The 25,567-nt window shown below is 62.4% G+C and carries 21 protein-coding genes, 1 tRNA gene and 1 pseudogene; 11 read left to right on the top strand and 12 right to left on the bottom strand.

Features of this window, described 5'->3' with window-relative positions; translation table 11 throughout:
• Positions 1–107: 107 nt before the first annotated feature.
• The 3 genes from AC07OK_RS16220 to AC07OK_RS16210 all read right to left on the bottom strand — a co-directional run bounded on the left by AC07OK_RS16220 (position 108) and on the right by AC07OK_RS16210 (position 6,038).
• Positions 108–1,337, bottom strand: coding sequence for a XylR family transcriptional regulator (locus AC07OK_RS16220; protein WP_494691281.1), 1,230 nt, complete (start codon positions 1,335–1,337; stop codon positions 108–110).
• Positions 1,338–1,421: 84 nt separating this feature from the next.
• Positions 1,422–4,763, bottom strand: coding sequence for a GDSL-type esterase/lipase family protein (locus AC07OK_RS16215; RefSeq protein WP_494691280.1), 3,342 nt, complete (start codon positions 4,761–4,763; stop codon positions 1,422–1,424).
• Between the two features lie 105 nt (positions 4,764–4,868).
• Entirely contained in the window at positions 4,869–6,038 is a 1,170-nt protein-coding gene (locus tag AC07OK_RS16210; protein ID WP_494691279.1) for an MFS transporter, read from the bottom strand.
• Between the two features lie 114 nt (positions 6,039–6,152).
• On the opposite strand from AC07OK_RS16210, the gene AC07OK_RS16205 reads away from it, so the two are divergent.
• Entirely contained in the window at positions 6,153–6,407 is a 255-nt protein-coding gene (locus AC07OK_RS16205) for a hypothetical protein (protein WP_494691278.1), read from the top strand.
• 29 nt (positions 6,408–6,436) lie between these two features.
• Here the strand turns inward: AC07OK_RS16205 and AC07OK_RS16200 are convergent, their stop codons facing one another.
• Both AC07OK_RS16200 and AC07OK_RS16195 read right to left on the bottom strand, forming a co-directional pair.
• Positions 6,437–8,329, bottom strand: coding sequence for a methyl-accepting chemotaxis protein (locus AC07OK_RS16200; protein WP_494691330.1), 1,893 nt, complete (start codon positions 8,327–8,329; stop codon positions 6,437–6,439).
• Between the two features lie 236 nt (positions 8,330–8,565).
• Positions 8,566–11,265 carry a phosphocholine-specific phospholipase C gene (locus AC07OK_RS16195; protein ID WP_494691277.1) on the bottom strand — a complete coding sequence of 900 codons (2,700 nt, stop codon included), beginning with the start codon at positions 11,263–11,265 and terminating at the stop codon, positions 8,566–8,568.
• A 401-nt stretch (positions 11,266–11,666) separates the two neighbouring features.
• On the opposite strand from AC07OK_RS16195, the gene AC07OK_RS16190 reads away from it, so the two are divergent.
• From AC07OK_RS16190 to AC07OK_RS16180, 3 genes are all read left to right on the top strand, one after another.
• Positions 11,667–13,247, top strand: a complete 1,581-nt coding sequence (locus AC07OK_RS16190) for an isocitrate lyase (RefSeq protein WP_492928181.1) — start codon at positions 11,667–11,669, stop codon at positions 13,245–13,247.
• Positions 13,248–13,367: 120 nt separating this feature from the next.
• A complete protein-coding gene (locus tag AC07OK_RS16185) occupies positions 13,368–13,571 on the top strand; it encodes a hypothetical protein (RefSeq protein WP_494691276.1) in 204 nt (67 codons plus the stop codon).
• Positions 13,562–13,993 carry a PIN domain-containing protein gene (locus AC07OK_RS16180; RefSeq protein ID WP_494691275.1) on the top strand — a complete coding sequence of 144 codons (432 nt, stop codon included), beginning with the start codon at positions 13,562–13,564 and terminating at the stop codon, positions 13,991–13,993. Before AC07OK_RS16185 ends, AC07OK_RS16180 begins: the two co-directional genes overlap by 10 nt.
• A gap of 311 nt (positions 13,994–14,304) precedes the next feature.
• Here AC07OK_RS16180 and AC07OK_RS16175 read toward each other — a convergent pair whose 3' ends face one another.
• The gene (locus AC07OK_RS16175; RefSeq protein WP_494691274.1) at positions 14,305–15,156 is read right to left on the bottom strand and encodes a GNAT family N-acetyltransferase; all 852 of its coding nucleotides are present in this window, start codon (positions 15,154–15,156) and stop codon (positions 14,305–14,307) included.
• 121 nt (positions 15,157–15,277) lie between these two features.
• On the opposite strand from AC07OK_RS16175, the gene AC07OK_RS16170 reads away from it, so the two are divergent.
• A complete protein-coding gene (locus AC07OK_RS16170) occupies positions 15,278–15,796 on the top strand; it encodes a transglycosylase SLT domain-containing protein (RefSeq protein WP_494691273.1) in 519 nt (172 codons plus the stop codon).
• Entirely contained in the window at positions 15,793–16,515 is a 723-nt protein-coding gene (locus AC07OK_RS16165; protein WP_494691272.1) for a hypothetical protein, read from the top strand. Before AC07OK_RS16170 ends, AC07OK_RS16165 begins: the two co-directional genes overlap by 4 nt.
• 56 nt (positions 16,516–16,571) lie before the next feature.
• Here the strand turns inward: AC07OK_RS16165 and AC07OK_RS16160 are convergent.
• Both AC07OK_RS16160 and AC07OK_RS16155 read right to left on the bottom strand, forming a co-directional pair.
• Positions 16,572–16,745 (bottom strand): annotated as a pseudogene (locus AC07OK_RS16160) (hypothetical protein); the annotation flags it as partial.
• A 144-nt stretch (positions 16,746–16,889) separates the two neighbouring features.
• Entirely contained in the window at positions 16,890–17,798 is a 909-nt protein-coding gene (locus AC07OK_RS16155) for a proline dehydrogenase family protein (protein ID WP_494691271.1), read from the bottom strand.
• Between the two features lie 363 nt (positions 17,799–18,161).
• Between AC07OK_RS16155 and AC07OK_RS16150 the strand changes: the two genes are divergently transcribed.
• The 3 genes from AC07OK_RS16150 to udk all read left to right on the top strand — a co-directional run bounded on the left by AC07OK_RS16150 (position 18,162) and on the right by udk (position 20,367).
• The gene (locus AC07OK_RS16150; protein ID WP_494691270.1) at positions 18,162–18,989 is read left to right on the top strand and encodes an AraC family transcriptional regulator; all 828 of its coding nucleotides are present in this window, start codon (positions 18,162–18,164) and stop codon (positions 18,987–18,989) included.
• A 77-nt stretch (positions 18,990–19,066) separates the two neighbouring features.
• The gene (locus AC07OK_RS16145; protein ID WP_494691269.1) at positions 19,067–19,492 is read left to right on the top strand and encodes a cupin domain-containing protein; all 426 of its coding nucleotides are present in this window, start codon (positions 19,067–19,069) and stop codon (positions 19,490–19,492) included.
• A gap of 92 nt (positions 19,493–19,584) precedes the next feature.
• Positions 19,585–20,367, top strand: a complete 783-nt coding sequence (udk, locus tag AC07OK_RS16140) for a uridine kinase (RefSeq protein ID WP_494691268.1) — start codon at positions 19,585–19,587, stop codon at positions 20,365–20,367.
• Positions 20,368–20,441: 74 nt separating this feature from the next.
• Here udk and AC07OK_RS16135 read toward each other — a convergent pair whose 3' ends face one another.
• Both AC07OK_RS16135 and AC07OK_RS16130 read right to left on the bottom strand, forming a co-directional pair.
• Entirely contained in the window at positions 20,442–21,044 is a 603-nt protein-coding gene (locus AC07OK_RS16135; RefSeq protein ID WP_494691267.1) for an NADPH-dependent F420 reductase, read from the bottom strand.
• Between the two features lie 72 nt (positions 21,045–21,116).
• Positions 21,117–21,851, bottom strand: a complete 735-nt coding sequence (locus AC07OK_RS16130) for an SDR family NAD(P)-dependent oxidoreductase (RefSeq protein WP_494691266.1) — start codon at positions 21,849–21,851, stop codon at positions 21,117–21,119.
• A 107-nt stretch (positions 21,852–21,958) separates the two neighbouring features.
• Between AC07OK_RS16130 and AC07OK_RS16125 the strand changes: the two genes are divergently transcribed.
• Positions 21,959–22,339, top strand: coding sequence for a winged helix-turn-helix transcriptional regulator (locus AC07OK_RS16125; RefSeq protein WP_494691265.1), 381 nt, complete (start codon positions 21,959–21,961; stop codon positions 22,337–22,339).
• Positions 22,340–22,591: 252 nt separating this feature from the next.
• Here the strand turns inward: AC07OK_RS16125 and AC07OK_RS16120 are convergent.
• Positions 22,592–22,682: transfer RNA gene (locus AC07OK_RS16120), tRNA-Ser, on the bottom strand.
• A 76-nt stretch (positions 22,683–22,758) separates the two neighbouring features.
• The gene (gene acs / locus AC07OK_RS16115) at positions 22,759–24,747 is read right to left on the bottom strand and encodes an acetate--CoA ligase (protein WP_494691264.1); all 1,989 of its coding nucleotides are present in this window, start codon (positions 24,745–24,747) and stop codon (positions 22,759–22,761) included.
• Between the two features lie 224 nt (positions 24,748–24,971).
• Here acs and AC07OK_RS16110 point away from each other — a divergent pair, with 224 nt between their 5' ends.
• The gene (locus AC07OK_RS16110) at positions 24,972–25,562 is read left to right on the top strand and encodes a TIGR00645 family protein (protein WP_494691263.1); all 591 of its coding nucleotides are present in this window, start codon (positions 24,972–24,974) and stop codon (positions 25,560–25,562) included.
• The last annotated feature ends 5 nt before the right edge of the window (positions 25,563–25,567 follow it).

Raw genomic sequence — 25,567 nt, 5'->3', positions numbered from 1 at the left:
CTCTCTCCAAGCTGGCAAGCAAACTGCGTGGAGGATTTTGACCCGATTCCCCAGTGACGGCAATTATGAAACTCACCAATCACGGTCATGTTTTACGCGTCCGCCGCTCAGGCGACGCTGCGCAGGTCGGGCACGGCAGCGGCGTCGTCGGCGGCCTTCTCATCGGCGCAGCCCTGCATGGCGCGGTCCTGGTAGGCGCGCGGCGTGCAGCCCAGCTCCCGCTTGAACACCGCGTGCATGTACTGCACCGACGTGAAGCCGCAGCTGAGCGCCACGTCGGCGATGCTGCGCTCTCCGCGCGCCAGGATCTCGGTGGCGGCATCGAGCTTGAAGCGCAGGATCACATCATGCACGCTGCAATCGAGCTCCTGGCGGAAGTAGGATTCCAGCGACGAGCGCGAAATGCCCACGTACTCGGCCACCTGGTGCGTCTTGATGCCCTGGCAGGCGTACTGGCGGATGAAGTGGCGCGCCCGCATCACGTGCGGGTGCTTGGGCGCTTCGTGGCGGGTCGAGGTCAGCACGTTGATGCCGACCGGCGGCACCAGGATGCGCGTGCCGCCCAGGCGCACGCCGTGCAGCATCTGGTCCAGCAGGTGGGCGGCGGTGCGGCCCATCTCCTGCGCGCCCTGGATCACGGAGCTAAGCGGAATGCGGGTCAGCATGCGCGCCAGCGGATCGTTGTCGATGCCGATCAGCGCCACCTGCTCCGGCACCTCGATGCCGGCCATGATGCAGGCCTGCAGCAGCTGGCGCGCGCGGGCGTCGGTGACGGCGATGATGCCGACCGGCTTGGGCAGGCTGTGCAGCCACTTGATCTGCTGCTCCACCGCCTCGTCCCAGGACGGCGCGCTGGTGCCCAGACCGCGGTAGATCTGCGGCTCCATCTTGTCCTTGCGCATCAGCGTGCGGAAGGCGGTCTCGCGCTCCTGCGCCCAGCGGTTCTCCTGCGCTTCCGGCAGGCTGAACATCGCAAAATTGCGCAGGCCGGCCTCGATCAGGTGATCGTGGGCCATCTTGATCAATTTGAAGTTGTCGGTCGCCACGTAGGGCACGGCGTCCGGATAGCTGCTGTCGTCGGCGTAGGAGCCGCCCACCGCCACCACCGGGATGCGGCTGCGGCTGAGTGCGGCCGCCACGGCGGGATCGTCGAAATCGGCGATGATGCCGTCCCCCTGCCAGTGCTCGATGCCGGGCAGGCGCAGGCGGAAGTCTTCCTCCAGGAACAAATCCCAGGAGGCGCGGGTACTGCTCAGGTGAGCGGCGATACCGGCGATCACTTCACGGTCAAAAATCTTGTTTGCGTTGAACAGCAACGCAATACGGTGGGACTTCATCGACATTTTCAACGACCTCAATCTCGGCACCAAGTATTGTGGCATGTTTCCGATCCCGTTCCGATGAAAAAGGCGAACCCGTCCCTAATTGGCGACAATCGGCTTGCCAGTCACTATGCCGCGACCCGCCGTGCTCATGTACACGACCCCGTAGGTATTGGCATCTCCGATAACGAATTGGGCATCGCCCGGGCCGCCGTATTGATGATCGTCGTCATTAATTCTCAGCCAGTTGGCGCCGCTGTCGATGGAGCGGAACACGCCGCGCACGCCGTCCACCGAGCCCCAGATGTACACCGCCGGATAGTCGGCGCCCGGTGCGGCCTTGCCGAAGCCCACCGCCGCCGCGTAGCCGACATTGGCCAGGTTGGCGAACGTGGCGCCGGCATCGGTGGAGCGCGCCAGGCCGCCGTCATACAGCGCGACCCAGACATCGCCTTCCCTGCCGGGCGCGGCGCGCACCGCCGTCGAACCCTTGGCGTTGGCCAGGCTGCCGGCGGGCGCGAAGCTGGCGCCCGCATCGGTGCTGAGCAGCATGGCGGCGCCGCTCAGCGCATAGAACTTGTGGGCGTTGACGGGGTCGGCCACCGGCCGCGCACCGTTCAGGCCCTTGACGGCGTTCCAGCTATCGCCGCCGTCGGTCGAGAAATAACTGGTGGATGATTTTTCCGGGCTGTGCACGATCACCTTGCCGTCCGCACTGAGCGCCAGCTGTCCCTGCTGGCCTTTGATGCTGGCGGTCTGTTTCCAGCTCAGGCCCATGTCGCGCGACACGTACATCGCGCTGCCGACGCGCGCCAGCACATTCGGATTGGCGGCGGCAACATCCAGCCCCCAGGTGGTGCCCATGGTCGGCGTGTGGATAGGCGCATATTTGGTGACGTCGGTGTGACGGAAACCGTCGTAATCGCCGATGGCCGAAACGACCGGACCGCCGGGTATGCTGACCATATTCAGCGGCACCGATTCCTCCAGCCCCGCATCCTCGAACTTCCACACCGCCGGCGCGGCGTGGATGTCGTTCGTTTTAAAAATGCCGTTGCCCGACACGACCATCACGCTGCGCGTATCGAAGGGATCGAACTCGATGCTGGCGGTCCAGTGGATAAAGCTGCCCGCTATCCAGCTCACGCCGTTCGGGTCTATCCGCACGCCCTGGTCGACGATGCTGTTCCAGCGCTTGCCGCCGTCCAGCGTTTCAAAGAACTGGTCGCCCATCGTTCCGGGCTGCCGGTAGTAGTTGGTGGTGGAGACGATCATGCGGTCCTGATTGCCCGGATCGACGGTGATGCCGCCGTAGGCGCGGTTCAACGGCGGCGAGATATCGCTCCATGTGCGGGCGGCGATATCGTACTTCCACACCGCGCCCTGTTCCATGCCTTCGCCATGCGCCACGTCGCCCCACGGACCGGCGCCCTTGGCGTAGACCACCACCAGGCTGCCCTTGGCCAGCACCGCGCGCTGCGGCATCAGCGCGGTGGGGCCGCCGCTCAACGCGGTGAAGGTGTTGCCGCCGTCGCCGGACAGGTACAGATTGGCGCCCACCGAACCATAGCGCGAGACGCCGGCGAAGATGCGCTGCGTGGCGCCGCCGGCCGCGCTGGCCGGGTCCAGCACGACGAAGCTCAAGCCGTTCTGGTTGGGCGTATCCGTCACTGGCAGGCCGTCCAGATGCTGCCAGCTCAGGCCTTCGTCCACGCTCTTGAACATGCCGTTGGCGCGCGTGCCGATGTAGAGGATCTTGCCGTTGACAGGATCCACTTGCAGCTTCTCGCCGTTGCCGCGCCCCATGCCGTTGCCGTGCACCTTGAATTGCTTGCTCACATCAATCTTGGTGAAGCTGCGGCCGTAGTCGCTGGATTTCAGGATCGCGCTGGCCCCGCCGTTCAGGTAGCCGATGCCGGCCGACAGATACACCTTGCCCGGCGCATTCGGATCGATGGCGATCGACTCCACGCCCAGCAAGCCGGTCTCCTGGTCGGACACCCAGTCCAGCAACGGTATCCAGCGCTTGCCGGCGCCGTCCCAACGGTAGGCGCCGCCGACGTCGGTGCGGATATAGACCAGGCCCTTCTCGGTCTTGCTGGTGACGATGCCGGAAACAAAGCCGCTGCCGCCGATGGCGACGTTGTCCCATGCATAGGCAGGGCCGCTGGCCATCAGCTTCTCCAGGGTCGGCGCCATGGCCTTGGCCCAGATTTCATAGCCCTGCTGGTTCGGATGCAGCAGGTCGGGCATGATGTCCTTCGACAGCGTGCCGTCCGCCGTCAGGAGGGCCTGGTTGATGTCGAGGTAAAAAACATGACGCTGGTCGGCAAAGCCGGAGATGATGCCGTTGACCTTTTCGTTGATCTGGCGGAGCTTGTCATCCGGCTTCTCGCCGCGCGGGAAGATCGCCAGCAGCAGGATCTTGGTATCGGGCAGGCGCCGGCGCAGTTCGTCGAGATTGCGCCGGATGCCGGCGGCGGTGGTGCGCGGATCTTCCTGGCGATGGCCGGTGTTATTGGTCCCGAACATCAGCACCGCGACCTTGGGCGCGATGGGGTCGACCTCGCCGTGCAGCAGGCGCCACAGCACGTTCTCGGTGCGGTCGCCGCCGAAGCCCAGCGCCAGTCCGTTCATCGGCTTGTAGTAGCGCTCCCAGACCGGCGCGCCGCTCTTCTCCCAGCCCTCGGTGATCGAATCGCCGATAAAGACCACTTCGGCCGATTTGCCCAGCGCCTGCGCTTCGGCCAGCTTTTCCTCATGGCGCGGCGTCCACCAGTCGATCGCCCAGGATTCGTTCAGCTTGTCCGGCGTGACCGACACGGTCTTGTAGTCCGGGCAGCTGACGTTGGGCTTGCCGCCGGCCTGGTACTTGATATTGGCCACCGATACGTCGCCGCCGCCGGTGACGTCGAGCGCGAACGGCTGCGCGATGGCGCTCAAATCGTCGCCCTCGTGCACAAAGCAGCTTACCGGCACCACCACGTGCTGCCATCCCTTGCCGGCGAAGGCGCGCGCAGGCAGCACGAAGGGCACGTTGCGGCTGCACTGCTCGCCGCAGCCGACCGCGAAGCTGAGGCCGCCTTTCGCCAACTCCTTGACGTTGACATCCAGCGCCAGCACGCCATGCGCCAGATAGGGGCGCAGATCGAGCGGCTTGCCGCCTTCCACGCGCAGGCTGGCGTACCAGGAACTGAAGTGCACGATCAGGGCGTCGCGGTCCTTGTCGACGCTGATGCGGCGGTCCTGCACCCTGCCCTTCGACGGGACGCCGGCGTTGGCGCCGTCCAGCGTGATGTGCTCTTCATAGTCCGCGACGGTGATGTGCCACGATGCCAGCGGGCGGCCGACGTAGAGATTCAGGTCTTGCGCCGGCGCCGCCAGGACGGACGCCGACCAGGCGGCCAGGCACAAGGCCAGGCGCCAGCGGATAAAGTTCATGGGAGTTTGTCTCAATTAAAAATTCTTGTGAGTATATTCTGCAAGCTGCCTCCGCGCCCGGCAATTGCGAAATTCACCAAGGCGGCCAATGAAATTGGCGGCGCTTCAGCTGGCGAGCGCGCTTTGCACGCGGTAGGACAGCGGCAGCGTCAGCAACAGCAGCGCCGCCAGCGCCATCACCGCGACCGGCACGCCGGCCATATCGCCGAGCCGCCCGAACAGCACCGGCGCCAGCGCGCCGCCGCCGATGGTGCCGGTGTAGAAGCGCGCGAAGGCCTGCTCGCGCCGGCCCGCGCCGGCCAGCTCGGGCACGGCGCCGTACAACACCGACGAGGTGCCGTTCAACGCCAGCCCCAGCAAGGGCAGCATGGCCATCATCGCCGCCAGCGGCAACCACACCGACAGCAGGATCAGCAGCGCGGTGGCGGACTCGGTGATCCACACCGTCTTCATCATGCCGATGCGCGCGCCCAGGTAGCCGCACAGCAGCTTGCCGAAGGCGCCGCCGACGAACAGCAGCGACAAGGCGATGCCGATGCCGGCGGTGCCGGCGCCCTTGCTCTGCAACAGGAACGGCAAGAAGGTCAGGAAGCCCATGCGCACCGCGCTATCGAGCACGCCCGTCGCGATCAGCGCGCGCAGCCCGCCGGCCGAGCCCTTGCCGCTCACCACCTTGGCCGCCGCCGCCCGGTGGCGCGCCGACTCGGCCGCCGTCGGCAATAGCCACCACAGCAGCGCGGCCGCCGCCAGGCCCAGGCAGCCGATCAAGGTCACGCTGGCCTGCCAGCTCACCACCACCAGCAACAGGCCGACCGCGCCCGGCACCAGCGTCTTGCCGATGTCGCCGGCAAAGTTGTATTGCGCCAGCGCCTGCTTGACGCCGCCGCCCGCCTCGTGCGTGTCGGTGACGATGGACGAGGCCAGCGGATGCTGGGTGCTGGCGCCCAGGCCGCCCAGCAGCAAGGCGATCATCAGCACCGTCATGCCGCCGGCCAGGCCGGCAATCAGGTAGGCGATGCCGGCCAGCGCGGTGCCGCCGATCAGCATGCGCTCGCGCCCCCAGCGCCTGGCCAGGCGGCTGGCCAGCAGCTGGAAGCCCGCCATCATGCCCGAGTAGGCGCCGCGCAGCAGGCCCACCATCGCCAGGCTGATGGCAAATTGCGCCTGCCAGATCGGCAGCAGCACGTAGATCACATCGGTCAGGCCGTCATGGATGGCATGGGCGCCGCAAGCGGCGATCAGCGCGCGCCGGCGGACATTCTGGGTATCGGTCATGGTTGTATTTGTGTCAGCAGTGGCGCGATTGTAAAGGATTGCAGAAACTGCGCGACATTACCGGTCCGGAGCGCGTACATTGGTAGCGTGACGCCAGCCATCAGGGAGGTAGCCGTGCCGACCAAGTACATCGACGACTATGAAGTGGAGATTTCAGCGGAACGGCTGGAGGGTTGCAAGCTGTGGGGCGCCTACGTCGCCGTGTTCGCGCCGTCGGTCACGCCCATGCATCGGCTGAACGTGCGCCGCAAGCACCGGGTGGCGGTGATACAACAGTTCGAGGACGCGGCCTCGGCCTGCGCTGCCGCGGAAGTGGCGGCGCAGGACATCGTGGCCTCGATCAAGGCCGGCCCGACGGGACGCGCTTAGCAGCGGGCGGCCCGTCTTTCTGCGCCGGCTCAGTAGCGGACGAACTGCGATTCGTCCGGCGCTTCCACGGCGATGGCGCGCAAGGCGGCCGGACGCATGCGGACCGGACTGGCCGGGTCGCGCTGCCGGCCTCTCCCGCTGGAACCGTTCACGATAAAGAAGCCCATGGTCTGCTGCAGTTCTTCCGCCTGGCTGCTCATCTGCTCGGCGGTGGCCGCCAGTTCCTCGGAACCGGAAGCGTTCTGCTGGGTGGTCTGGCTCAGCTGGCTGATGGCGGAATTAATCTGCGCCAGGCCGGACGATTGCTCTTCCGAAGCGGCCGTGATTTCCTGCACCAGGTCGGACGTCTTTTTAATGTTGGGCACCATCGCCCCCAGCATCTGCCCGGCCCGTTCGGCCAGGTCCACGCTGCCGCTGGCCACCTGGCCGATTTCCTGGGCCGCCACCTGGCTGCGTTCGGCCAGCTTGCGCACCTCCGCCGCCACCACCGCGAAGCCCTTGCCGTGTTCGCCCGCCCGCGCGGCCTCGATGGCCGCGTTCAGCGCCAGCAGATTGGTCTGGTAGGCGATATCGTCGATGATCAGGACCTTGGCCGCGATCTGCTTCATGGCCGCCACCGTCGAGCGCACCGCATCGCCGCCTTCGCTCGCCTCGACCGCCGCGCGGCTGGCCATGGCGTCGGTGACTTTGGCGTTGTCGGTGTTCTGCGCCACCGAGGCCGTCATCTGCTCGACCGAGGCCGAGGTTTCCTCGACGCTGGAGGCTTGCTCGCTGGCGGCCTGCGCCAGCGACTGCGAGGTCGCGCTGACTTCCTCGGAAGCGGCGGCCAGCGCCTCGGCGCTGTTGTTCACCTCGCTGACGACCTGGGCCAGCTTGCTCACCGTGTTGTTGGTGAATTCCTTGAGCTCGCCAAACGCGCCCTCGTAGGGTTTGTCGATGGACTTGGTCAGGTCGCCTTCGGACATCGCGCCCATCACCCGCACCACATCGGCGATGCTGGCGCCGGTGGTGATAGCCAGCTGGTTCAGACTCTCGCCCATCTCCTGCTGGAAGCCCTGCATGCCGGCCAGGTCCACGCGGGCGGCGAAGTCGCCGCGGTTGGCGGCCGCCACCAGGATGCGCTGGCCGTCGACCACCTTGCGCAACTTCACGATCATCTCGCTGATGGCGTACAACATGCTGCTGTGGTCATCAGGCTTGAGGCGCACCTCGACGCTCAGGTCACCTTTGACGACGCGGTCCATCAACTCGGCCGCATACACCGGCTCGCCGCCCAGGCGCTTGACCAGGTCGCGCGTGATCAGCCAGGCGATCAGCATCGCCACCAGCACCGCCGCGATGGAGAGCGAGATGACCAGCTTGCGCGTTTCCAGGTAGGTCACGTCGGCGGCAGCCGCTTCCTGATCCATCAGGTCGCCCTGGAACTTGGCCATCGTTTCCAGCGACGCGGCGTAGGCGTTATTACCTTCGGCAAAATCGCCTTTCAGGAATTCGATGGCTTTTTTCTGGTCGCTCTTGGCCAGCGCATAGAGCTGATCGTACTTGGCGGCCAGCGCCTCGCTTTTGGCGGTGATGTCCTTGAACATCCCGCGTCCTTTTTCGGTGCTGATCAGCTTGTCCATTTTATCCAGGGCTTCGGTGACTTTGCCCCGGTTGGCTTCGACCAGGTGGCGAAACTTGTCGCGCTCTTCGTCGGTGCTACTGAGCATCATGCTGCGCAGCTGGCGGCCATTGTCTATCGTGTACCGGATCACGTCCTTCGACAGCACCACTTTCGGATAACGGTCTACGGTAATGCGTCGGACCCCATCATTGAGCGCCGCGAGACGCATGGTACTAACTACCGACAGCACCAATAGCAAGATTACCACAGCACCAAAACCCAGACCCAGGCGGGTCGCCACTTTCATATTTGCAAACATCATGTCTCCCTAGAAGGACGTTATGTGTTGCTGCTTGTGGAATGCGTCGGTCCCGCCGTGATCGAAAAGTCAAAGCTGGCATCATGGCAAGCTTAACGCGCTGCCATGGACGGTTTTTAGTATGTGAATTGCATGCCACCGGGACACATTGTCCGCCTGCAAATAGGCTGGGTCAATCAATGGTTGGCCGAGGTGTGGTGCGATTTCGCCACACCTCGGATTGGAGTCGGCGCGGGTCAGGCGACGCTGAAATTGGCGGGTCCGGCCAGGATGGCGTAGCCGTCGTTGTAGAGGCACCAGGCGCTGTAGTTGCCGGGCGCGAGCTTGCTGGTGTCGAAGCTGGCGCTGCCGCTGGCGGCGCTGACGTATTGCCATGCAATATAGCCGCCGCCGGCCGGCGCCGCGCCCGCCTTCCAGATGCCGATCCAGTTGGTGCTGTTGACCTTGGCCGCCGGCAGCGCATAGTTGAAGACGATCGCCACCCCCGGCTTGACGCTGGCGGCCGCAGCGGTCAGCTGGTTCACACTGACCGCGACCGGGCCGCCCAGCACCACAAACGCGTTCTGGTACAAATACCAGGCGTTGTACTCGCCCACCGCCAGCGTGCCGGTGTTGAGCGACACGCTGCCGCTGAAGTTGGGCGCATACGCCCACTGCACCGCGTTGCCTTTGCCGGGCGAGGTGCCCGCCGCGTACAGGCCGATCCAGTTCTTCGCATCGATCTTGCCCGGCGGCGCCGTATAGCCGAACACGGCGGCGCCGCCGCGCGTCACATTGGGGGTGCCGGTGTTGAGAAAGATCTTGACGCGATTGGTGCCTATCATCGGATCGGTGTGGCTGGCGCGTCCGGTTTCCACGTGGCCGGCGGCGCGCCGCAGCCATTGCGCATCGGCGCTGCTGGTGACGCTGAAATCGTACCAGCCGAAACTGCCGGACAGATTGCAAGGCACCGACAAGGTCTGGCCGGCGGCCACGCTGTAGCTGGCCACCGCCGCGCCGTAGGCGTTGTCGGTGACGGTGAAGCTGCACGCCTGCGTGCCTTCCAGGTTGGACAGCACCAGGCTGAGGTCGCCGTTGCTGCGGTCGTAGCGGGTTTGCAGCTCCGGCCGCGCGCCGCCGGCGATGGCCAGCGCGCCCTTGAACTGGCGCAGATAGCCATTCGCCCCGTGTGCGCTGAGGTCGTAGGCGGCGCCGGTCCAGTTCCACATTTCGTGGGCGATTTCCTTGTCCGCTTCCACCGTGTAGTACCACGGGCCGTCGCCGCGCAGACTGGAATACACGATGAAAGCCGCGCCGGCCTGGCCGCTGTTGGCGAAGCTCAGTTCAAATTGCTTGGCGCCGGCCAGCCGGCCCTGCACCGACAATTCATACGGCAGCGCGCAGGCGATGCGCGGACCGGGCGCGCTGGTGCTGGGCTCCTGCCGCGGCAGCGACTGCACCGCCGGCGGCGTCGGATACGGCTTGCCGGAGACGCGCTGGTAGGCCGCCGTCTTCGGCACGCTGGCGGGCCAGGCGCTGTTGGGCGCGCTGAAATCGAAGGCCGAGGTGAGGTCGCCACAGACGGCGCGGCGCCACGGCGAGATCAAGTCGCACTGCACGTTGGCGCGCGCCTTGCCGCGTCCGGCCACCAGCCACTCTTCCAGGAAGCGGATCTTGGAGGTGTGGTCGAACAGTTGCGAGCACACGCGGCCGCCCTTGCTCCACGGCGAAATCACCAGCATCGGCACACGCGGTCCCAGGCCCACCGGCACGCCCTGATAATTTTCATGCGTGCCGATGTCGGCCAGCGTGGTCTTGCCCATGCCGTCGTTGAGCGGCGCGATATCCGGCGGCACGTGGTCGAAGAAGCCGTCGTTTTCGTCGTACATCAGCAGGAACACGGTCTTGGACCAGACTTCCGGATTGGCCACCAGCGCGGCCAGCAGGCGCGCCGTGATGTTCTCGCCGGCGTTGGGCGAGTTGGGCGCGTGTTCGGTGTAATCGTTCGGCGAGCAGATCCACGACACCTGCGGCAGACGGTTGTTGCGCACGTCGTCGGCGAAGGCGTTGACCAGCCAGTCGCCGGTGGTGCCGGTGGAGTTGGCAGCGGTGGAACCGGGCGCCAGCGTGCGCGCCTTCTGGTACAAGGGCGCGTCGGGGCTCAGATGGCTGCCGTCGGGGTTGACGCGGAAGTTCTTGAAGTAGGCCAGGTAGTTGTCGCCGTAATTGTCCCACTCCTGATACACCTTCCAGCTGACCTGGTTCGCCTCCAGCACTTCGGCGTAGGTGCGCCAGTTGGGCGCGCTCGCGGTGACGCTGGCGCTGACGTTGTCCCCGGCCGGGTCGCCATTGTAGTAGCCGGCCGCGCTGATGTTGTACAGGCTGCCCATCGAACCCAGCCAGCTCTGGTTGCTGCCGGTGAGCGAGTACATGCGGTTGGGATCGGTGGCGCCGAAGATCGAGCAGTGATAGGCGTCGCAGATGGTGAAGGCGTCGGCCAGCGCGTAGTAGAACGGCAGGTCGCCGCGGTCGAAATAACCCATGGTCTGCGGGGTCTTTTGCTTGACCCAGGCGTCCCAGCCCTGCCAGGTGGCTTGCGAGCCCTTCCACGTGTGGTTGGTGCCGACCGACAGCGCGCTGGTGTTCTTGGCGTCGAAATGGAAAGGCAGCACATAGCCGCCGGTGCCGTCCGGCTGGTACCAGACCGGGCGGCCGTCCGGCAGGTCGATGGCGCGCGGATCGTCGAAGCCGCGCACGCCCGGCAAGGTGCCGAAGTAATGGTCGAAGGAACGGTTCTCCTGCATGAAGATGACCACGTGTTCAACGTCGGCCAAGGTGCCGGTGACGTTATTGGCGGGCACCGCCAACGCCTGACGGATCAGGTCGGGGAACATGGAGGTGGCGGTCGCGCCGGCGCCGGCGGCGTAGCGGAGGAATTTGCGGCGGCTGATGGTCATCGGCTGGGCTCTCGTGTGCAAGGAAGCGGTAAGGATACCGAGCAAATATGACAACACGGTTGCACATAGCTGATAAAGATTCATTAACCGGCGCGCAATGTTGCTCACGTCGCCGATCAGCCCGCCAGCTCAATAGCTGAAAAATCGTTTCACATTGCAAAATCCCCGTCGAAATCGTGACGACGCTTTTAGCTCACCTTTTGAAAATTCGTTTCACATCCCGAAAATCAATACTCAAGTCATTGAAAAATAACGGATTAAATTTAGTTATATGTCTTATATAAGACCTTGATGCAGTGCACCAGAATGGCCTACTATTTAGTCATGCAGTTTGCTTCAACAAAGACGCAGCGGCTCACTCGACGATTTTCTCAAACTTGCTTTATTTTTAGGAGATACACATGTCCCAATATCAAGACGACATCAAGGCAGTTGCTGGTTTGAAAGAGCAACAAGGCAGCGCCTGGAACGCCATCAATCCCGAGTCGGCCGCCCGCATGCGCGCGCAGAACAAATTCAAGACCGGGCTGGACATCGCCAAGTACACCGCCAAGATCATGCGCGCCGACATGGCCGCCTACGATGCGGACCCATCCAAGTACACCCAGTCGCTGGGTTGCTGGCACGGTTTCATCGGTCAGCAGAAGATGATCTCGATCAAGAAGCACTTCAACAGCACCGACCGCCGCTACCTCTACCTGTCGGGCTGGATGGTTGCCGCGCTGCGCTCCGAGTTCGGCCCGCTGCCTGACCAGTCGATGCACGAAAAAACCGCCGTCTCGGCGCTGATCAAAGAACTGTACACCTTCCTGCGCCAGGCCGACGCCCGCGAACTGGGCGGCCTGTTCCGCCAGCTGGACGCCGCTGAAGGCCCGGCCAAGGCAGCCATCCAGGCCCAGATCGACGGCCACGTCACCCACGTCGTGCCTATCATCGCCGACATCGACGCCGGTTTCGGCAACGCCGAAGCGACCTACCTGCTGGCCAAGCAGTTCATCGAAGCCGGCGCCTGCTGCATCCAGGTTGAGAACCAGGTGTCGGACGAGAAGCAATGCGGTCACCAGGACGGCAAGGTCACCGTGCCGCACGAAGACTTCCTGGCCAAGATCCGCGCGATCCGCTACGCCTTCCTGGAACTGGGCGTGGACGACGGCATCATCGTCGCCCGTACCGACTCGCTGGGCGCAGGCCTGACCAAGCAGATCGCCGTGACCAACACGCCAGGCGACCTGGGCGACCAATACAACTCCTTCCTCGATTGCGAAGAAGTGTCGGCCGACGCGCTGGGCAACGGCGACGTCATCATCAAACGCGAAGGCAAGCTGCTGCGTCCTAAGCGCCTGCCAAGCAACCTGTTCCAGTTCCGCGCCGACACCGGCGAAGCGCGCTGCGTCCTCGACAGCATCACCTCGCTGCAAAACGGCGCCGACCTGCTGTGGATCGAAACCGAAAAACCGCATATCGCCCAGATCGGCGGCATGGTCAGCGAAATCCGCAAGGTCATCCCGAACGCCAAGCTGGTGTACAACAACAGCCCATCGTTCAACTGGACGCTGAACTTCCGCCAGCAGGTGTACGACGCGATGAAGGCCGCAGGCAAGGATGTGTCGGCCTACGAGCGCGCCCAGCTGATGAGCGTGGAATACGACACCACCGAACTGGCGATCGCCGCCGATGAAAAGATCCGCACCTTCCAGGCTGACGCGGCCCGCGAAGCCGGCATCTTCCATCACCTGATCACGCTGCCGACCTACCACACCGCCGCGCTGTCGACCGACAACCTGGCCAAGGAATACTTCGGCGACCAGGGCATGCTGGGCTACGTGGCTGGCGTACAGCGCAAAGAGATCCGTCAAGGCATCGCTTGCGTCAAGCACCAGAACATGTCCGGCTCGGACATCGGCGACGACCACAAGGATTACTTCAGCGGCGAAGCAGCCCTGAAGGCCGCTGGTAAAGACAACACGATGAACCAGTTCTAATCAAGGTTCCGGTGTCACAAAAAAGCTCGCTTCGGCGAGCTTTCTTTATTGGTGAAACCTCAGGCAGGTCTTGGATGGAATGCGCTACACTGGTAATGAGCAAACAGATGGGAGTCCAGCATGGCTACTCTAAAAAACATTGTCGAGCACCCAAGCCTTTCCGCCACGCCCGAACCGTCACCGCTGCCACCTGTCCCAATGGATGCAAAGCGCCGTCGGCTGGTCGCAACCCTGAAGGCTGCCGAAGGGCTGTGGAAAGACCGCACCGACATCCCAAAGGATGGAGTCGAGTACCAGGAACAACTGAGGGCTGAATGGCGTTGATCCTATTCGACACCAACATCTTCATCGACATGCTCAACGGCGTCCACCAGACGTCGATCGAACTGAGCAGCTACGACACGCCGGCCATCAGCTTCATCACATACATGGAACTGCGCTGCGGCGAGTTTTCCCGCCCCCACGAGAAGGCTATCCTGGACGCCGTGCTGGACGAGTTCCATATTTGCCAGATGGATGCGCAGATCATGGAGGCGGCGATCGAGATTCGCGGCCGCAGCCTCGCGACCAAACCAGCCATCAAGCTCCCCGATGCGATCATTGCGGCGACGGCGCGGGTCAACGACAGCCCAATCGTGACACGCAATGCAAAGGACTTCGCCCGAGCAGGCGTGGCCGTCCACATCCCGTATGCTTACGACCCCAAGACGGGTCTGGTGACTAACATTCGTCAGCCGTTCGAATAAAATCCCCCTCCCCGGACACGTATTCAACTTTACTTTTTGCTGCCCCCCCCCACCCGCGCTCCATTTTTCAGCCATTTTTCCAGAGCGTTACGAAGGCGCAAAACCAACTAGCCAAAAAAAATGCAAAGTGAACTTCCTGGCCAGTCGTGATCATTGAATCAGTCGGCATAAATCTCTCCTCTTGCTACGAATTTATTTGTCTACCCAGTGCAGCCGGGTGGATGACGTGTCTCATTGCTTGGAGCGGGATTCATTATCTAGCTGCCGTAGCGCTTAGTAGATTGGGAAGGCGAAACGGGTAGAACGCCTACTCAGCCCAGTTCAAAGCTCGTGATGCCGTACTGCCTGTCCATGCTGATGGCGGGCGGTTCCCGCGTGTACATGCGCGCAGTCTCAAAGCAGCGCTGCATCTGATGACGCTCGGCCAGCGCTACCGCCGCCGGGTTCAGCTCAGGCACATCAAGAAAGACCGGCACATCCGGCGCCAGCTTGCCCAGCACGCTGGCAAACAACTGCTCCGCCACAGCGGGCGTGTCGGCAAACAGCGGGCCAACCTTGTACCCCGTGCGACACGGCCGCGCCACCGCGTAGCCAGCCAGCCCCTGCGCCCCCACGATGCCAAGCGCGACATGCTGCCGCTGCCCTATCCATTCGTGCAAAAAGCGGTCGCGCTCCTCGGGAAAGAAGCTGCGATCGTAGCGACGGATTTCCTCATCACCCAGTGCGGACAGCGGTATCGCAGGGCACGCATCCATCGGCCGCCCACTCCCCCGCCCTTCGTATCGAAAATTGCGGTGCGCAAGTTGGAAGCCTGACCTGGCATAGTTGGCCTGCTGCGCCAGCACACCATCGAGCCCGACGTTGCGTCCGGCCAGCCGCGCCATCGCAGCCTGCCACAGCGCCCAACCATGCCCACGGCCACGCCAGGCTGGCTTGACGATGTAGCCGCCGATGAAGCCAAAGCTGTCGCCATACTTGACCGCAAAAATACTCGCGACTAGCTCACCATCCATCACCCCGACCAGGAATCCTCCAGGGTCGGCGGCATAGAAACATGCAGCGTCATGCAGGCCGGGATTCCAGCCCTCGGCCTCCGCCCAGCCCAGCACGACTTCAAGCTCGGCCTCGCTCATCTGACGCACTTCCAATGGTGATGCAACCATGTTCAGCTCCCGATCAGTGACATTCAATTCTAGCGCGCCGACGATTCCTGCGCTGGCTCAAATCGCGCCCCGACATCCAAACAATAATGAATCACTAGCGCCTGCTACGGGAGAATTTATTATGGAACATCCCACTGAAGAAATCGTCGACTCAACCAGGCTGCGCGAAATCCGCAAGCTCGTTGAGGCCAACAATCAATCCTCGCTCAACAGCGACATCATCATCTGCCAGATCTACATGGAATCACGCTTCGATAAAAACGCCCACGCTCAAGGCAGTTCGGCCAGGGGACTCATGCAATTGCTGAAAGCCCCCGTGCGTGAACTGGCGCGCCTGGCCAATCTCGCCAAGGCCCCCAAGGACCGCCGGCCGGAGACCGAACTCTATCGCGAAGCCGACGCCTTCCACGACAGCCCGGAGTTTGTAGACGAAGCCACCAACATCCGAACCGGCACCGCATATCTGCAAGCTCTGATTAAAAAAAACACGACGGCCGGCGCAAAATTCCCCATCGTCGAGGCATTCAAGGACTATCGCGGCATCCGGAACGGACTGTACTTCAGCAAGATCCAGGCGGCCGCAAACAAACTGTCCGCAAGCCCGGACTCCATGCAAATCTTGTGGGATATGGTCGAATGAAGTTGGCCATCGGCTTGCTGCTGGCATTGACGACATCAACGCCGCATGCGGCCGAATTGATCAAGGCCTGCGACATCGGAACCCGCGTCGCCATCGTCAGGGATTCCCAATTGGCGGACACGCATATCTACTACCTGCGCCAGGGCGGCAAGCGCAGCCCGGTGTTCGGCGATCCAGAACAGTCCAGGGGTTCGGCGGTGCTGGCTGAATGCGTCGGCAGGAAAGTCCGCGCGCTGGTCGTATCGGGCGCGTTCACCGCCAACTTCCTGCAAGGCTTTGTGCTCACCTATCGCCCGGAATCAAGCGTGCCCGAGCGTCTGGACTTTGCCGAAAAAAGCCGTCCACAGTGGCTGTATCTGAGCGCACACGAGATCATCGTGATTATCCCGACATACGGATATGGCGAGACCAACGCCAAATATGCTGCGTATCACCACGTGCCAGGCAGAACCGACCTGGACCGGACGGACGGCATCGATCAGCTCCCATCGCCGGCCGGATTTGAAGTGGTGAACTTGCAAACTCAAGCCTTGCCGGCCAAGGCCCTGCGCAACCAGAACGCGGCGGCGGCGGCAATCAACAATACGACGATCAGCGAAGCTTCCACGCCGAATACGCCGCCGGTCAACAAGGCATCGCCCACCAGCTCGCCGCGCAGCAAACCATCGGTAGCCGCATGCCCGGACACGGTCGACGAGAACACGGTGCTCACACAGTAGTTCCATGCGATGTGAGTGCCAATGCATATCCAAAGGCGGCGCGTCTTCATGTAAAGCGCAGCCTGCAACACGCCATACGCGGCAAGCGAGGCGATCGCCAGTTCAGTCGGTTGGCGCTTTTCAATCCGGCGTACATAAAAGCGATACCCGAACCATACGCACACAGCAGCCAGCAATTGCAGCCACGCGATGCGGTACGGCTTGGCGACCAGCTGCGCGGCGACGATCATCGTCAACGGCACTGCGGCAAACGTCAACACCAGGCCGAGCACAATGCGAACCACGGGATTGGGTATCACCAATTACATAATCACTTATATAAATATTTAAAAAAAAACGGCCCAGGACCAACAGGCCGTCATCGCCTGACGGCGTCAGAGTCCGATCAACGCCCTCGCCACATGACCGGCGATGGCCGGGCTTTCCTTCAGCCTGCGCGTGCTGTAACCGTACCAGTCCGCGCCAAATGGGACGTAGATGCGCACGCCGTAGCCCTGATCGCGCAACTGGTCGCGCAAAGGCTCGCATACGCCCAGCAGCAACTGAAACTCGAAGCGTGTGCGCTCGATCCCCTTGCTGCTGGCCAGGGTGATGATTTGCCCGATCAGCTCGGCATCATGAGTGGCGATGGCGAGGAAGGCGCCAACGTCGAAACAGCGCGCCACATGGTTCAAGTAATGGGCGTTGATGGCGCGCCGGTCGTGCCAGGCCCGGTCGACCAGAAGGGAACGCTCTTCCACATAGATGCCTTTGCAAAGGCGTAAAGTCGTGCCCGTGCGCGCGAGCATCTCAACGTCTTGGTAGGTGCGCTGCAAATAGGCCTGCAAGGCCAGCGCAACATTGTCATGGTCGCGTTGCAGGCGCTGGAACAAGTCGATTTCCAGTTGCGTGCAGCGCACATCCTCCATGTCGATGCACACGCCATTCCCGTTCTCCCGCGCCGAAGCGAGTATGCGCCGGGCCAGGCGCTCGCAATGAGTCGTATCGAGCAAGAGCCCGAGCGCACTGGGCTTGACGGAAACGGTAGCCAGCAAGCCATCAGCTGCAATCGCTTCGAGCGCATCGATATATGCCTTGGCCGTGGCTTCGGCCTGCTGCAAGGTCGAGACGGTATCGCCCAGCACGTCCAGCGTGACGAGAAAGCCTTCGGAGTTGAGCTGCCGCACGCGCGCCAGCGCATGGACCAAGGTATCGCCGGCGATGTAGCGGCGCGAGATTTGATGGATCGCTGCGCGGGGAAGCCAAGGGATGGCGCGCGCCAGCAGGGTATTGAAAATTTGCATGTTTGTATCCAGGATGAAGAACGGACAGCCACGCCCCCGCCGCAGGCATGCGGCAAAACAGGAGGGACGAAGCGAATCAGCCGGCCCGCGCGTGGCGGGAACGGCAAGAGGCAGCAGCGCTCTGCGGCGGTTAAGCCGCGCGGCAACTCCCGCTGGGGACGTTCATTACATCGATGGAGGCCAAGCGGCGGCGTGCATGCTTTATTTCCAGGTCAGTGCTTCAATATCGGTGTTCAGCTTGTCATGCACTCTACAGTATTTCGCCTGACTCCGGATAAAGTGCGCATCGTCCCGCATGGCGCCGTCCATGCGACAATTCACCATGCCAACGCAGAACACCCCGACCATCCAAGACCATCCATCATGAACCGACCCGCACCGCGCGCAGGCCCCGACTGGCTGAGGCGCGCCAATCCGATAGATGGCCTCGAGCGCATCGAAGCCTGGTTTCACGGCAAAGCATATGCCATGCACCGCCACGACACCTATGCGATCGGTCGCACCCTCGCCGGTGTCCAGAGTTTCAGCTATCGACGCAGCCAGCGCAATAGCCTGCCCGGCAATACGATGGTGCTGCATCCCGACGAGGCGCACGACGGCAAGGCCGGCACCGACGAAGGGTTCCAATACCGGATGATCTACGTCGCCCCCGCCCTCCTGCAGGATGTGCTCGGCGGACGCGCGCTGCCCTTCCTCGAAGGCGGCGTCACGACCGATCCGCGCCTTGCGGCGGCAACCGCAACCTTGCTGCAGCACGTCGGCCATACGCTCGAGCCGCTGGAACAAAGCGACGCACTGGCCGAGCTGGCGCACGCGCTAGCCGCCGTCGCCGGCATGCCCGCGCAGCGCCCGAAAGGCGACTACCTGGCGGCGCGGCGCGCACGCGACTATCTGCTCGCGCACCGCGCGCGCGTCGTCACGCTCGATGAACTCGAAGTGGCAACGGGGCGCGACCGCTGGAGCTTGTCGCATGACTTTCGCACCTTCTACGGTACCAGCCCGTACCGGTATCTGACGATGCGGCGCCTCGATGTGGTGCGCCGCATGCTGCTCGCCGGCAGCTCGCTGGTCCACGCAGCGGTGGCCGCAGGCTTTGCCGATCAGAGCCATATGACGCGGCACTTCTCCAAGACGTTCGGGCTGACGCCGGGGCGCTGGCTGCAGATCGCGGGCGGCGTCCAGCGCGGCTGAAAACACCCACGATCGTTCAATACGGCAGCAAGGATCATGCGTATCTTCGATGCATTGCCCCATCAACGGAGAGACCGATGTCCCAAACCACGAACCATACCGTCGCGCCATTCGAGCGCGGCCAGTGCCAGACCATTGACCTGGTCGGCAAGATCGCACTGATCGACGCGCACTGGCAACCGCGCGTCGTCGCTGAAATGAACGACTATCAATTCAAGGTCGTGAAGGTCGAAGGAGAGTTCGTGTGGCATCGGCACGCCAATACCGATGAAACGTTCATCGTGCTCGAAGGCGAGTTGCGCATCGATGTACGCGCGGGGTCCTCGGGCGACACGTCGATTGTGCTGCGCGCCGGCCAGATGGCGGTGGTGCCGAAGGGCGTCGAGCACAAGCCCTCCGCAAGCGCGGAAGTAAAGTTGCTGCTGATCGAGCCGCGCGGTGTGGCGAACACGGGCGAAGCTGCGGCAAGCGAGCGTACTGTCGAGAATGACCAGTGGATTTGACCCAGGCACCGCCGGCGGAGTTCATCACCTCCTGAGCAGTTATCCATGTTTGCGGACCAGTGCGTTATCACAATGATATTTATAAAAACTTAATGGTCAGTACCACCGCGCATGGAGGACTGCCTGCCAAAAGCAGCAGTTCATGGGCAATCATCCGGCAGCGTCGCAGGAAAAGCTTCATTTGGGATCAGCCAGTGCCTGTCAGTTCGGTCGCGGTTCCGGTATCATTCGGCATGAATACGATTTCTTTCCAACCGTTTATTATTGGCGTCGCAGGCGGTAGCGGCAGTGGCAAGTCCACTGTGTCCCAGAAAGTGCTGGCTGCGTTTGGCTCTGACATGGTCTCGGTCGTGATGCAGGACGATTACTACTGCGACCAAACCCATCTCTCCCCTGAAGTCCGCCCCCAGCAGAATTATGACCATCCGCAGGCTTTCGAATGGTCCTTGCTTGTGCAGCATATCCAAGCCTTGCGCAATGGCGAAGCGATCGAGATGCCGGAGTACGACTTCACGCTCCACAACCGCTCCGACCGGACCATTCCTGTCAAGCCAGCCCCGGTGATCGTGATCGAAGGCCTGTTCGCCCTGTATGACGCGGACTTGTGCGACTTGATGTCGCTGAAGATCTATGTCGACACCGCCTCCGACATCCGCTTCATCCGCCGTATGCAAAGAGATATCACCGAACGAGGCCGCTCGGTGGAAAGCGTCGTCAGCCAGTATCTGGAAACCGTACGTCCGATGCACAAGCAATTCATCGAGCCAACCAAGCGCAACGCCGATATCATCATTCCGCATGGCGCCAATGGCCCGGCAGTCGATATGATTACCACCAAGGTGGCTAGCGTTATCGACCAGTTGAAGCGGCCCTGAATTTACCGGTGCGGGTCCTGGGCGACGAAATCAACGTAGTCGGCCCAGTCCCGCATCATTCTGATCACAAGTCATCAGTCGAACTTGACCAAGTCCTTAAAGATCAGCTGACCCCAGCTATTTCCGCGCGCCTGCACAAGCAGTCCACCTTCCGAAAGCCCGCCCAGTTTGATCGGCGAGAAACCAAGGTTTTCCGCAAGCGCGGCAACCTCCGCTGCTGCGCCGTCATCGTCGCTCGCCAGGAACACGACTCTCCTGCCACCATTGACAGCCGGATCTTGTTCAAGGACGGCAGCGACCAAATGGTTGAAGCCCTTCACCAGTTTTCCACCAATGAAGGTCTGCGCGACGACCTTGGCAGAAGAAGGCTGTCCTCCCAGTTCCTCAAGCGGCACGCCGTAGGCATTGGTCACATCGATGATGGTCTTCCCCTCCCACGTCGGCAGCGCCTTCGCGACATCCCGATGCGACGCGAAGCGCACAGCCAAAAAGACGACGTCGGCCTTGACGGCTTCCGCCAGTGTCTTGGGAATGATCCCGGGTCCGATCGCGGCCGCGGCGGAAGCAAAGCTTTCCGGGTCGCGCGTGGTGGCGACCGATACTTCGATGCCGCTTCTGGCAAACGCCTTGGCAAGCGCCTGGCCGAGCTTGCCGAAGCCGATAATTGCGTAGCTCATAGATTTTCCTTTGGTTGAGCACGCCCGGCCGGCTCCGCATATCGAATGGAGCGACCGGCCGGGCGTAGCGCGTCAGATTTGCGCCAGGCCGCCGTCGGCGGCGACTTCGCTGGCGGTCATGAAGCTGCTGTCCTGCGACGCGAGAAAGGCAGCCACCGCTCCGATCTCCGCCGGATCGGCCATGCGCTTGAGCGGAGTCATCGCGGCGAACACCTTCATGCCTTCCTCGCCCACCGCTGCCTTCGCCAGTTCGGTCGCGGTCGGCCCGGGCGACAGCACGTTGACCCGGATGCCAGTGCCCTTCAGGTCCTCCGCCCAGGACCGCGCGAGGTTGCGCACTGCCGCCTTGCTCGCGCTGTAGGCGCTGAATGCCGGGGCGCCCGTGGTCCCGGCGCTCGATCCGGTCAGGATGATCGAACCGCCCTCGCCCATCAACGGCAGCGCCTTCTGGACCGTGAAGATCAAACCCTTCACATTGGTGTCGAAGGTTTCGTCAATGTGCTCGGCGGTGATCTTGCCGAGCGGAAGCAGACTACCCACCCCGGCATTGGCGAGGACGATGTCGAGGGTTCCGCGCTCGGCCTTCACCGCCGCGTACAGTCGGTCGAGGTCGGCCTCATCGGTGACCGAGCCCTTCACCGCGCGGGCATTGGGCCCGAGGTCGGCCACGGCGGCGTCGAGCGCTTCCTGTCGGCGGCCGAAGATGAAGACGAAGGCCCCCTCTTCGATGAAGCGCTTGGCCGCTGCGCGGCCGATGCCGGTAGCGCCGCCGGTGATCACGGCGGTCTTTCCATTCAGTCTGGTCATGACTTGTCTCTTTCCTTGGTTAGGAAGCAGGAATCTGCTTGCTTGAATAGAGTATGGAGTTCAGGTAACCTATGCACAAGTATGCACTTTTAGGTAACCACAAAATAATGACGACTCCTACTCAAACCTGCGGCACTGTCGGTACCGGCGACTTCTCCTGCGGGCTCGACGCTACGCTCCGCATCATCTCGGGCAAGTGGAAACCACTGATCCTGTTCTTCCTGCGCGACGGCCCGAAGCGTTACAGCGAACTCAAACGCCTGATTTCGGGTGTCAGCAACAAGGTGTTGATCCAGCAATTGAAGGATCTGGAGGCCGATCACATGCTGGTGCGGACCGACTATAAGGAGGTGCCGCCGCGCGTGGACTACGCACTTGCCCCGCTTGGCCGTAGCTTGGCTGAGGCTATCGTCCCGCTATGTACTTGGGGAACCGAGCACATGACGGAGATGGCGAGCATCCTCGCCAAGCGCGATACTTTGCCGTAGCCGGCGATGCACGGAGGGAGCTTCGATATTGTGGCGATGCTCGGGGGAATAGTTCTCTGAGGAATTTGCGCTGCGCGCGGCGCCTCCGGCGCGCCACCGCGTAGCGGTGGCAGATGGACGATTCGGAGAGGCTCGCCCCTGCAGGGGCGATGCCTTCGAATCCCCCGCGCAAGCCCCGCAGGGGGCTTGCTTCTCTCCGCCAAGGATACAACGCAAAAAGCCACCCGAGGGTGGCTTTTGCTTTTGTATCCTTGGCGGAGAGAGGGGGATTCGAACCCCCGATAGGCTATGAACCTATACACGCTTTCCAGGCGTGCGACTTCAACCACTCATCCACCTCTCCTGCATTTCTTCCCCTTCCGGAGAAGCCGCGAATTATAGCAAACATTCCCGAGAGTACAAAGTTTATTTCCCCAGCCTCAGGAAGCTTCCTTCAACTGCTCCAGAATCGCCGGATTCTCCAACGTGGACACATCCTGCGTAATCTCCTCGCCCTTGGCCAACACCCGCAGCAAGCGCCGCATGATCTTGCCCGAACGCGTCTTCGGCAGGTTATCCCCGAAACGAATCTCCTTCGGCTTGGCGATCGGCCCAATCTCCTTGGCCACCCAATTGCGCAACTCCAGCGCCAGCTTCTTGGCCTCATCCCCAGTCGGACGCGCCTGCTTCAGCACCACAAACGCGCAGATCGATTCACCCGTCGTGTCATCCGGCTTGCCCACCACCGCAGCCTCGGCCACCAGCGGATTGGCCACCAGCGCCGATTCAATCTCCATCGTGCCCATGCGGTGACCCGACACGTTCAACACGTCATCGATGCGCCCGGTGATGGTGAAGTAACCCGTATCCTTGTTCCGGATCGCCCCATCGCCAGCCAGGTACATCTTGCCGCCCAGCTCCTCCGGGAAGTAGCTCGACTTGAACCGCTCAGGATTGTTCCAGATGGTGCGGATCATCGAAGGCCAAGGACGCTTGACGACCAGGATGCCGCCCTGCCCGTTCGCCACATCCACACCAGCCTCGTCCACGATGGCCGCCATGATGCCCGGCAGCGGCAAGGTGCACGAACCCGGCACCATCGGCGTCGCGCCCGGCAGCGGGGTGATCATGTGGCCGCCGGTCTCGGTCTGCCAGAAGGTGTCGACGATCGGGCACTTCTCGCCGCCCACCTGCGTGTAGTACCACATCCACGCTTCCGGATTGATCGGCTCACCCACCGTGCCCAGCAAACGCAGCGACGACAGGTCGTAATTTTTCGGATGCACTTTCGGATCCACATCCGACGCCTTGATCAGCGAACGAATCGCCGTCGGCGCGGTGTAGAAGATGCTGACCTTGTGCTTGGCGATGGTGTCCCAGAAGCGGCCGGCGTTCGGGAAAGTCGGCACGCCTTCGAATACCACTTGCGTCGCGCCCACCGCCGTCGGACCGTAGGCGATGTAGCTGTGGCCGGTCACCCAGCCGATATCGGCCGTGCACCAGTACACATCGGTCGGCTTGATGTCGAACGACCACTTCATCGTCAACGCGGCCCACAGCAGGTAACCGCCGCTCGAATGCTGCACACCCTTCGGCGTGCCGGTCGAACCCGACGTGTACAGGATGAACAGCGGATGCTCGGCATCGACCCACTCCGGCTCGCACTCGGCCGGCTGGTTGGCGACCAGCTCATGCAGCCACAGGTCGCGACCGGCCTGGAAGTTGATGTTGCCGCCAGTGCGTTTGTAGACGATCACGTCCTTGATGGTGTCGCAGCCGCCCAGCGCCAGCGCTTCGTCGACGATGGCTTTCAATGGCAGGTTCTTGCCGCCGCGCAGTTGCTCGTCGGCGGTGATCACGGCCACGGCGCCGGCGTCGATGATGCGCTCCTGCAGCGATTTGGCGGAGAAGCCGCCAAACACCACCGAGTGCGTGGCGCCGATGCGCGCGCAAGCTTGCATCGCGGCCACGCCTTCCACCGACATCGACATGTAGATGATCACGCGGTCGCCCTTCTTGATGCCGCGCGATTTCAGGCCGTTGGCGAATTTGCAGACTTTCTCGTGCAATTCCTTGTAGCTGACGTTGACCGACTTGCCGTCGTCCGCTTCAAAAATGATGGCGGTCTTGTCGGCGTTGCCGTTTTGCAGATTGCGGTCCAGGCAGTTGTACGAAACGTTCAGGTGGCCGTCTTCAAACCATTTGTAGAACGGCGCGTTGTCTTCGTTCAGCACTTGGGTGAAGGGCTTTTGCCAGACCAGGTTTTCCTTCGCCAGGCGTGCCCAGAAGCCTTCGTAGTCGGCCTCCGCTTCCGCGCACAGCGCGTTGTAGGCTTCCATGCCGGCTACGGTGGCCTGCGCCACAAACTCCGCCGGGGGCGTAAAGACGCGGGATTCCTGTGGACCTTGTTGGGTGGTAGTGCTGCTCATACGTGTCTCCAGTGTTTGAATTCGTTTGCCATAAACATAAACTTCGTCGCTTACTGAGCCCTTACAGATTGATTATCCCCGGCGGAGGATGTAATGCCCTATGCAATTTTACCAATATTTCATCAACCATACGTAGTACCCACACACCACTGCGATTGCTGGACAGCACGTGTAAAATGTCGGCTATCCCGTTAGCATGCACCAATTCAAGGAGTCCCGCCCTAATGACCAAGCCAACACCGAAGCTGCGACCGTTGCCCGCCTTTATCTTCATGACGCGCTGGCTGCAGTTACCGCTGTACCTGGGCTTGATCCTGGCGCAGTGCGTCTATGTGTTCCATTTCTGGGTAGAACTGAAGGACTTGATCGGCGCCGTACTGGGCAACGAGGCCGCACTCCAGCACATCTTCCAGGCCGTCGCCGTGCCCGGCGCCCCGGTGCCGGAAAAACTCAACGAAACCACCATCATGCTGGTCGTGCTCGGTCTGATCGACGTCGTCATGATCTCCAACCTGCTGGTGATGGTCATCATCGGTGGCTACGAAACCTTTATCTCACGCATGAACCTGGACAACCACCCCGACCAGCCCGAATGGCTGTCGCACGTGAACGCTTCCGTGCTGAAGACCAAGCTGGCGATGGCCATCATCGGCATCTCGTCCATCCATTTGCTGAAAACCTTTATCAATGCCAGCGTCTACGATGAGAAGACGCTCATCGCACAAACCAGCATCCACGCAGTGTTCCTGCTGTCGGCTTTGGCGATCTCTTATACCGACCGCATCACCACGCTAACCCACAACGAATCCCACTAACCACG

The organism is Duganella sp. GW821-FHT07G03 (genome assembly GCF_059418605.1).
The sequence above is the reverse complement of the archived record's forward strand: the minus strand, read 5'-3'. Positions and strand labels throughout refer to the sequence as shown.

Bases quoted from the DNA above. Each gene is read 5' to 3' on its own strand.
- AC07OK_RS16220 (WP_494691281.1), bottom strand. From the start codon at position 1,337: ATGAAGTCCCACCGTATTGCGTTGCTGTTCAACGCAAACAAGATTTTT.
- AC07OK_RS16215 (WP_494691280.1), bottom strand. From the start codon at position 4,763: ATGAACTTTATCCGCTGGCGCCTGGCCTTGTGCCTGGCCGCCTGGTCG.
- AC07OK_RS16210 (WP_494691279.1), bottom strand. From the start codon at position 6,038: ATGACCGATACCCAGAATGTCCGCCGGCGCGCGCTGATCGCCGCTTGC.
- AC07OK_RS16200 (WP_494691330.1), bottom strand. From the start codon at position 8,329: ATGTTTGCAAATATGAAAGTGGCGACCCGCCTGGGTCTGGGTTTTGGT.
- AC07OK_RS16195 (WP_494691277.1), bottom strand. From the start codon at position 11,265: ATGACCATCAGCCGCCGCAAATTCCTCCGCTACGCCGCCGGCGCCGGC.
- AC07OK_RS16190 (WP_492928181.1), top strand. From the start codon at position 11,667: ATGTCCCAATATCAAGACGACATCAAGGCAGTTGCTGGTTTGAAAGAG.
- AC07OK_RS16185 (WP_494691276.1), top strand. From the start codon at position 13,368: ATGGCTACTCTAAAAAACATTGTCGAGCACCCAAGCCTTTCCGCCACG.
- AC07OK_RS16180 (WP_494691275.1), top strand. From the start codon at position 13,562: ATGGCGTTGATCCTATTCGACACCAACATCTTCATCGACATGCTCAAC.
- AC07OK_RS16175 (WP_494691274.1), bottom strand. From the start codon at position 15,156: ATGGTTGCATCACCATTGGAAGTGCGTCAGATGAGCGAGGCCGAGCTT.
- AC07OK_RS16170 (WP_494691273.1), top strand. From the start codon at position 15,278: ATGGAACATCCCACTGAAGAAATCGTCGACTCAACCAGGCTGCGCGAA.
- AC07OK_RS16165 (WP_494691272.1), top strand. From the start codon at position 15,793: ATGAAGTTGGCCATCGGCTTGCTGCTGGCATTGACGACATCAACGCCG.
- AC07OK_RS16155 (WP_494691271.1), bottom strand. From the start codon at position 17,798: ATGCAAATTTTCAATACCCTGCTGGCGCGCGCCATCCCTTGGCTTCCC.
- AC07OK_RS16150 (WP_494691270.1), top strand. From the start codon at position 18,162: ATGAACCGACCCGCACCGCGCGCAGGCCCCGACTGGCTGAGGCGCGCC.
- AC07OK_RS16145 (WP_494691269.1), top strand. From the start codon at position 19,067: ATGTCCCAAACCACGAACCATACCGTCGCGCCATTCGAGCGCGGCCAG.
- udk (WP_494691268.1), top strand. From the start codon at position 19,585: ATGGTCAGTACCACCGCGCATGGAGGACTGCCTGCCAAAAGCAGCAGT.
- AC07OK_RS16135 (WP_494691267.1), bottom strand. From the start codon at position 21,044: ATGAGCTACGCAATTATCGGCTTCGGCAAGCTCGGCCAGGCGCTTGCC.
- AC07OK_RS16130 (WP_494691266.1), bottom strand. From the start codon at position 21,851: ATGACCAGACTGAATGGAAAGACCGCCGTGATCACCGGCGGCGCTACC.
- AC07OK_RS16125 (WP_494691265.1), top strand. From the start codon at position 21,959: ATGACGACTCCTACTCAAACCTGCGGCACTGTCGGTACCGGCGACTTC.
- acs (WP_494691264.1), bottom strand. From the start codon at position 24,747: ATGAGCAGCACTACCACCCAACAAGGTCCACAGGAATCCCGCGTCTTT.
- AC07OK_RS16110 (WP_494691263.1), top strand. From the start codon at position 24,972: ATGACCAAGCCAACACCGAAGCTGCGACCGTTGCCCGCCTTTATCTTC.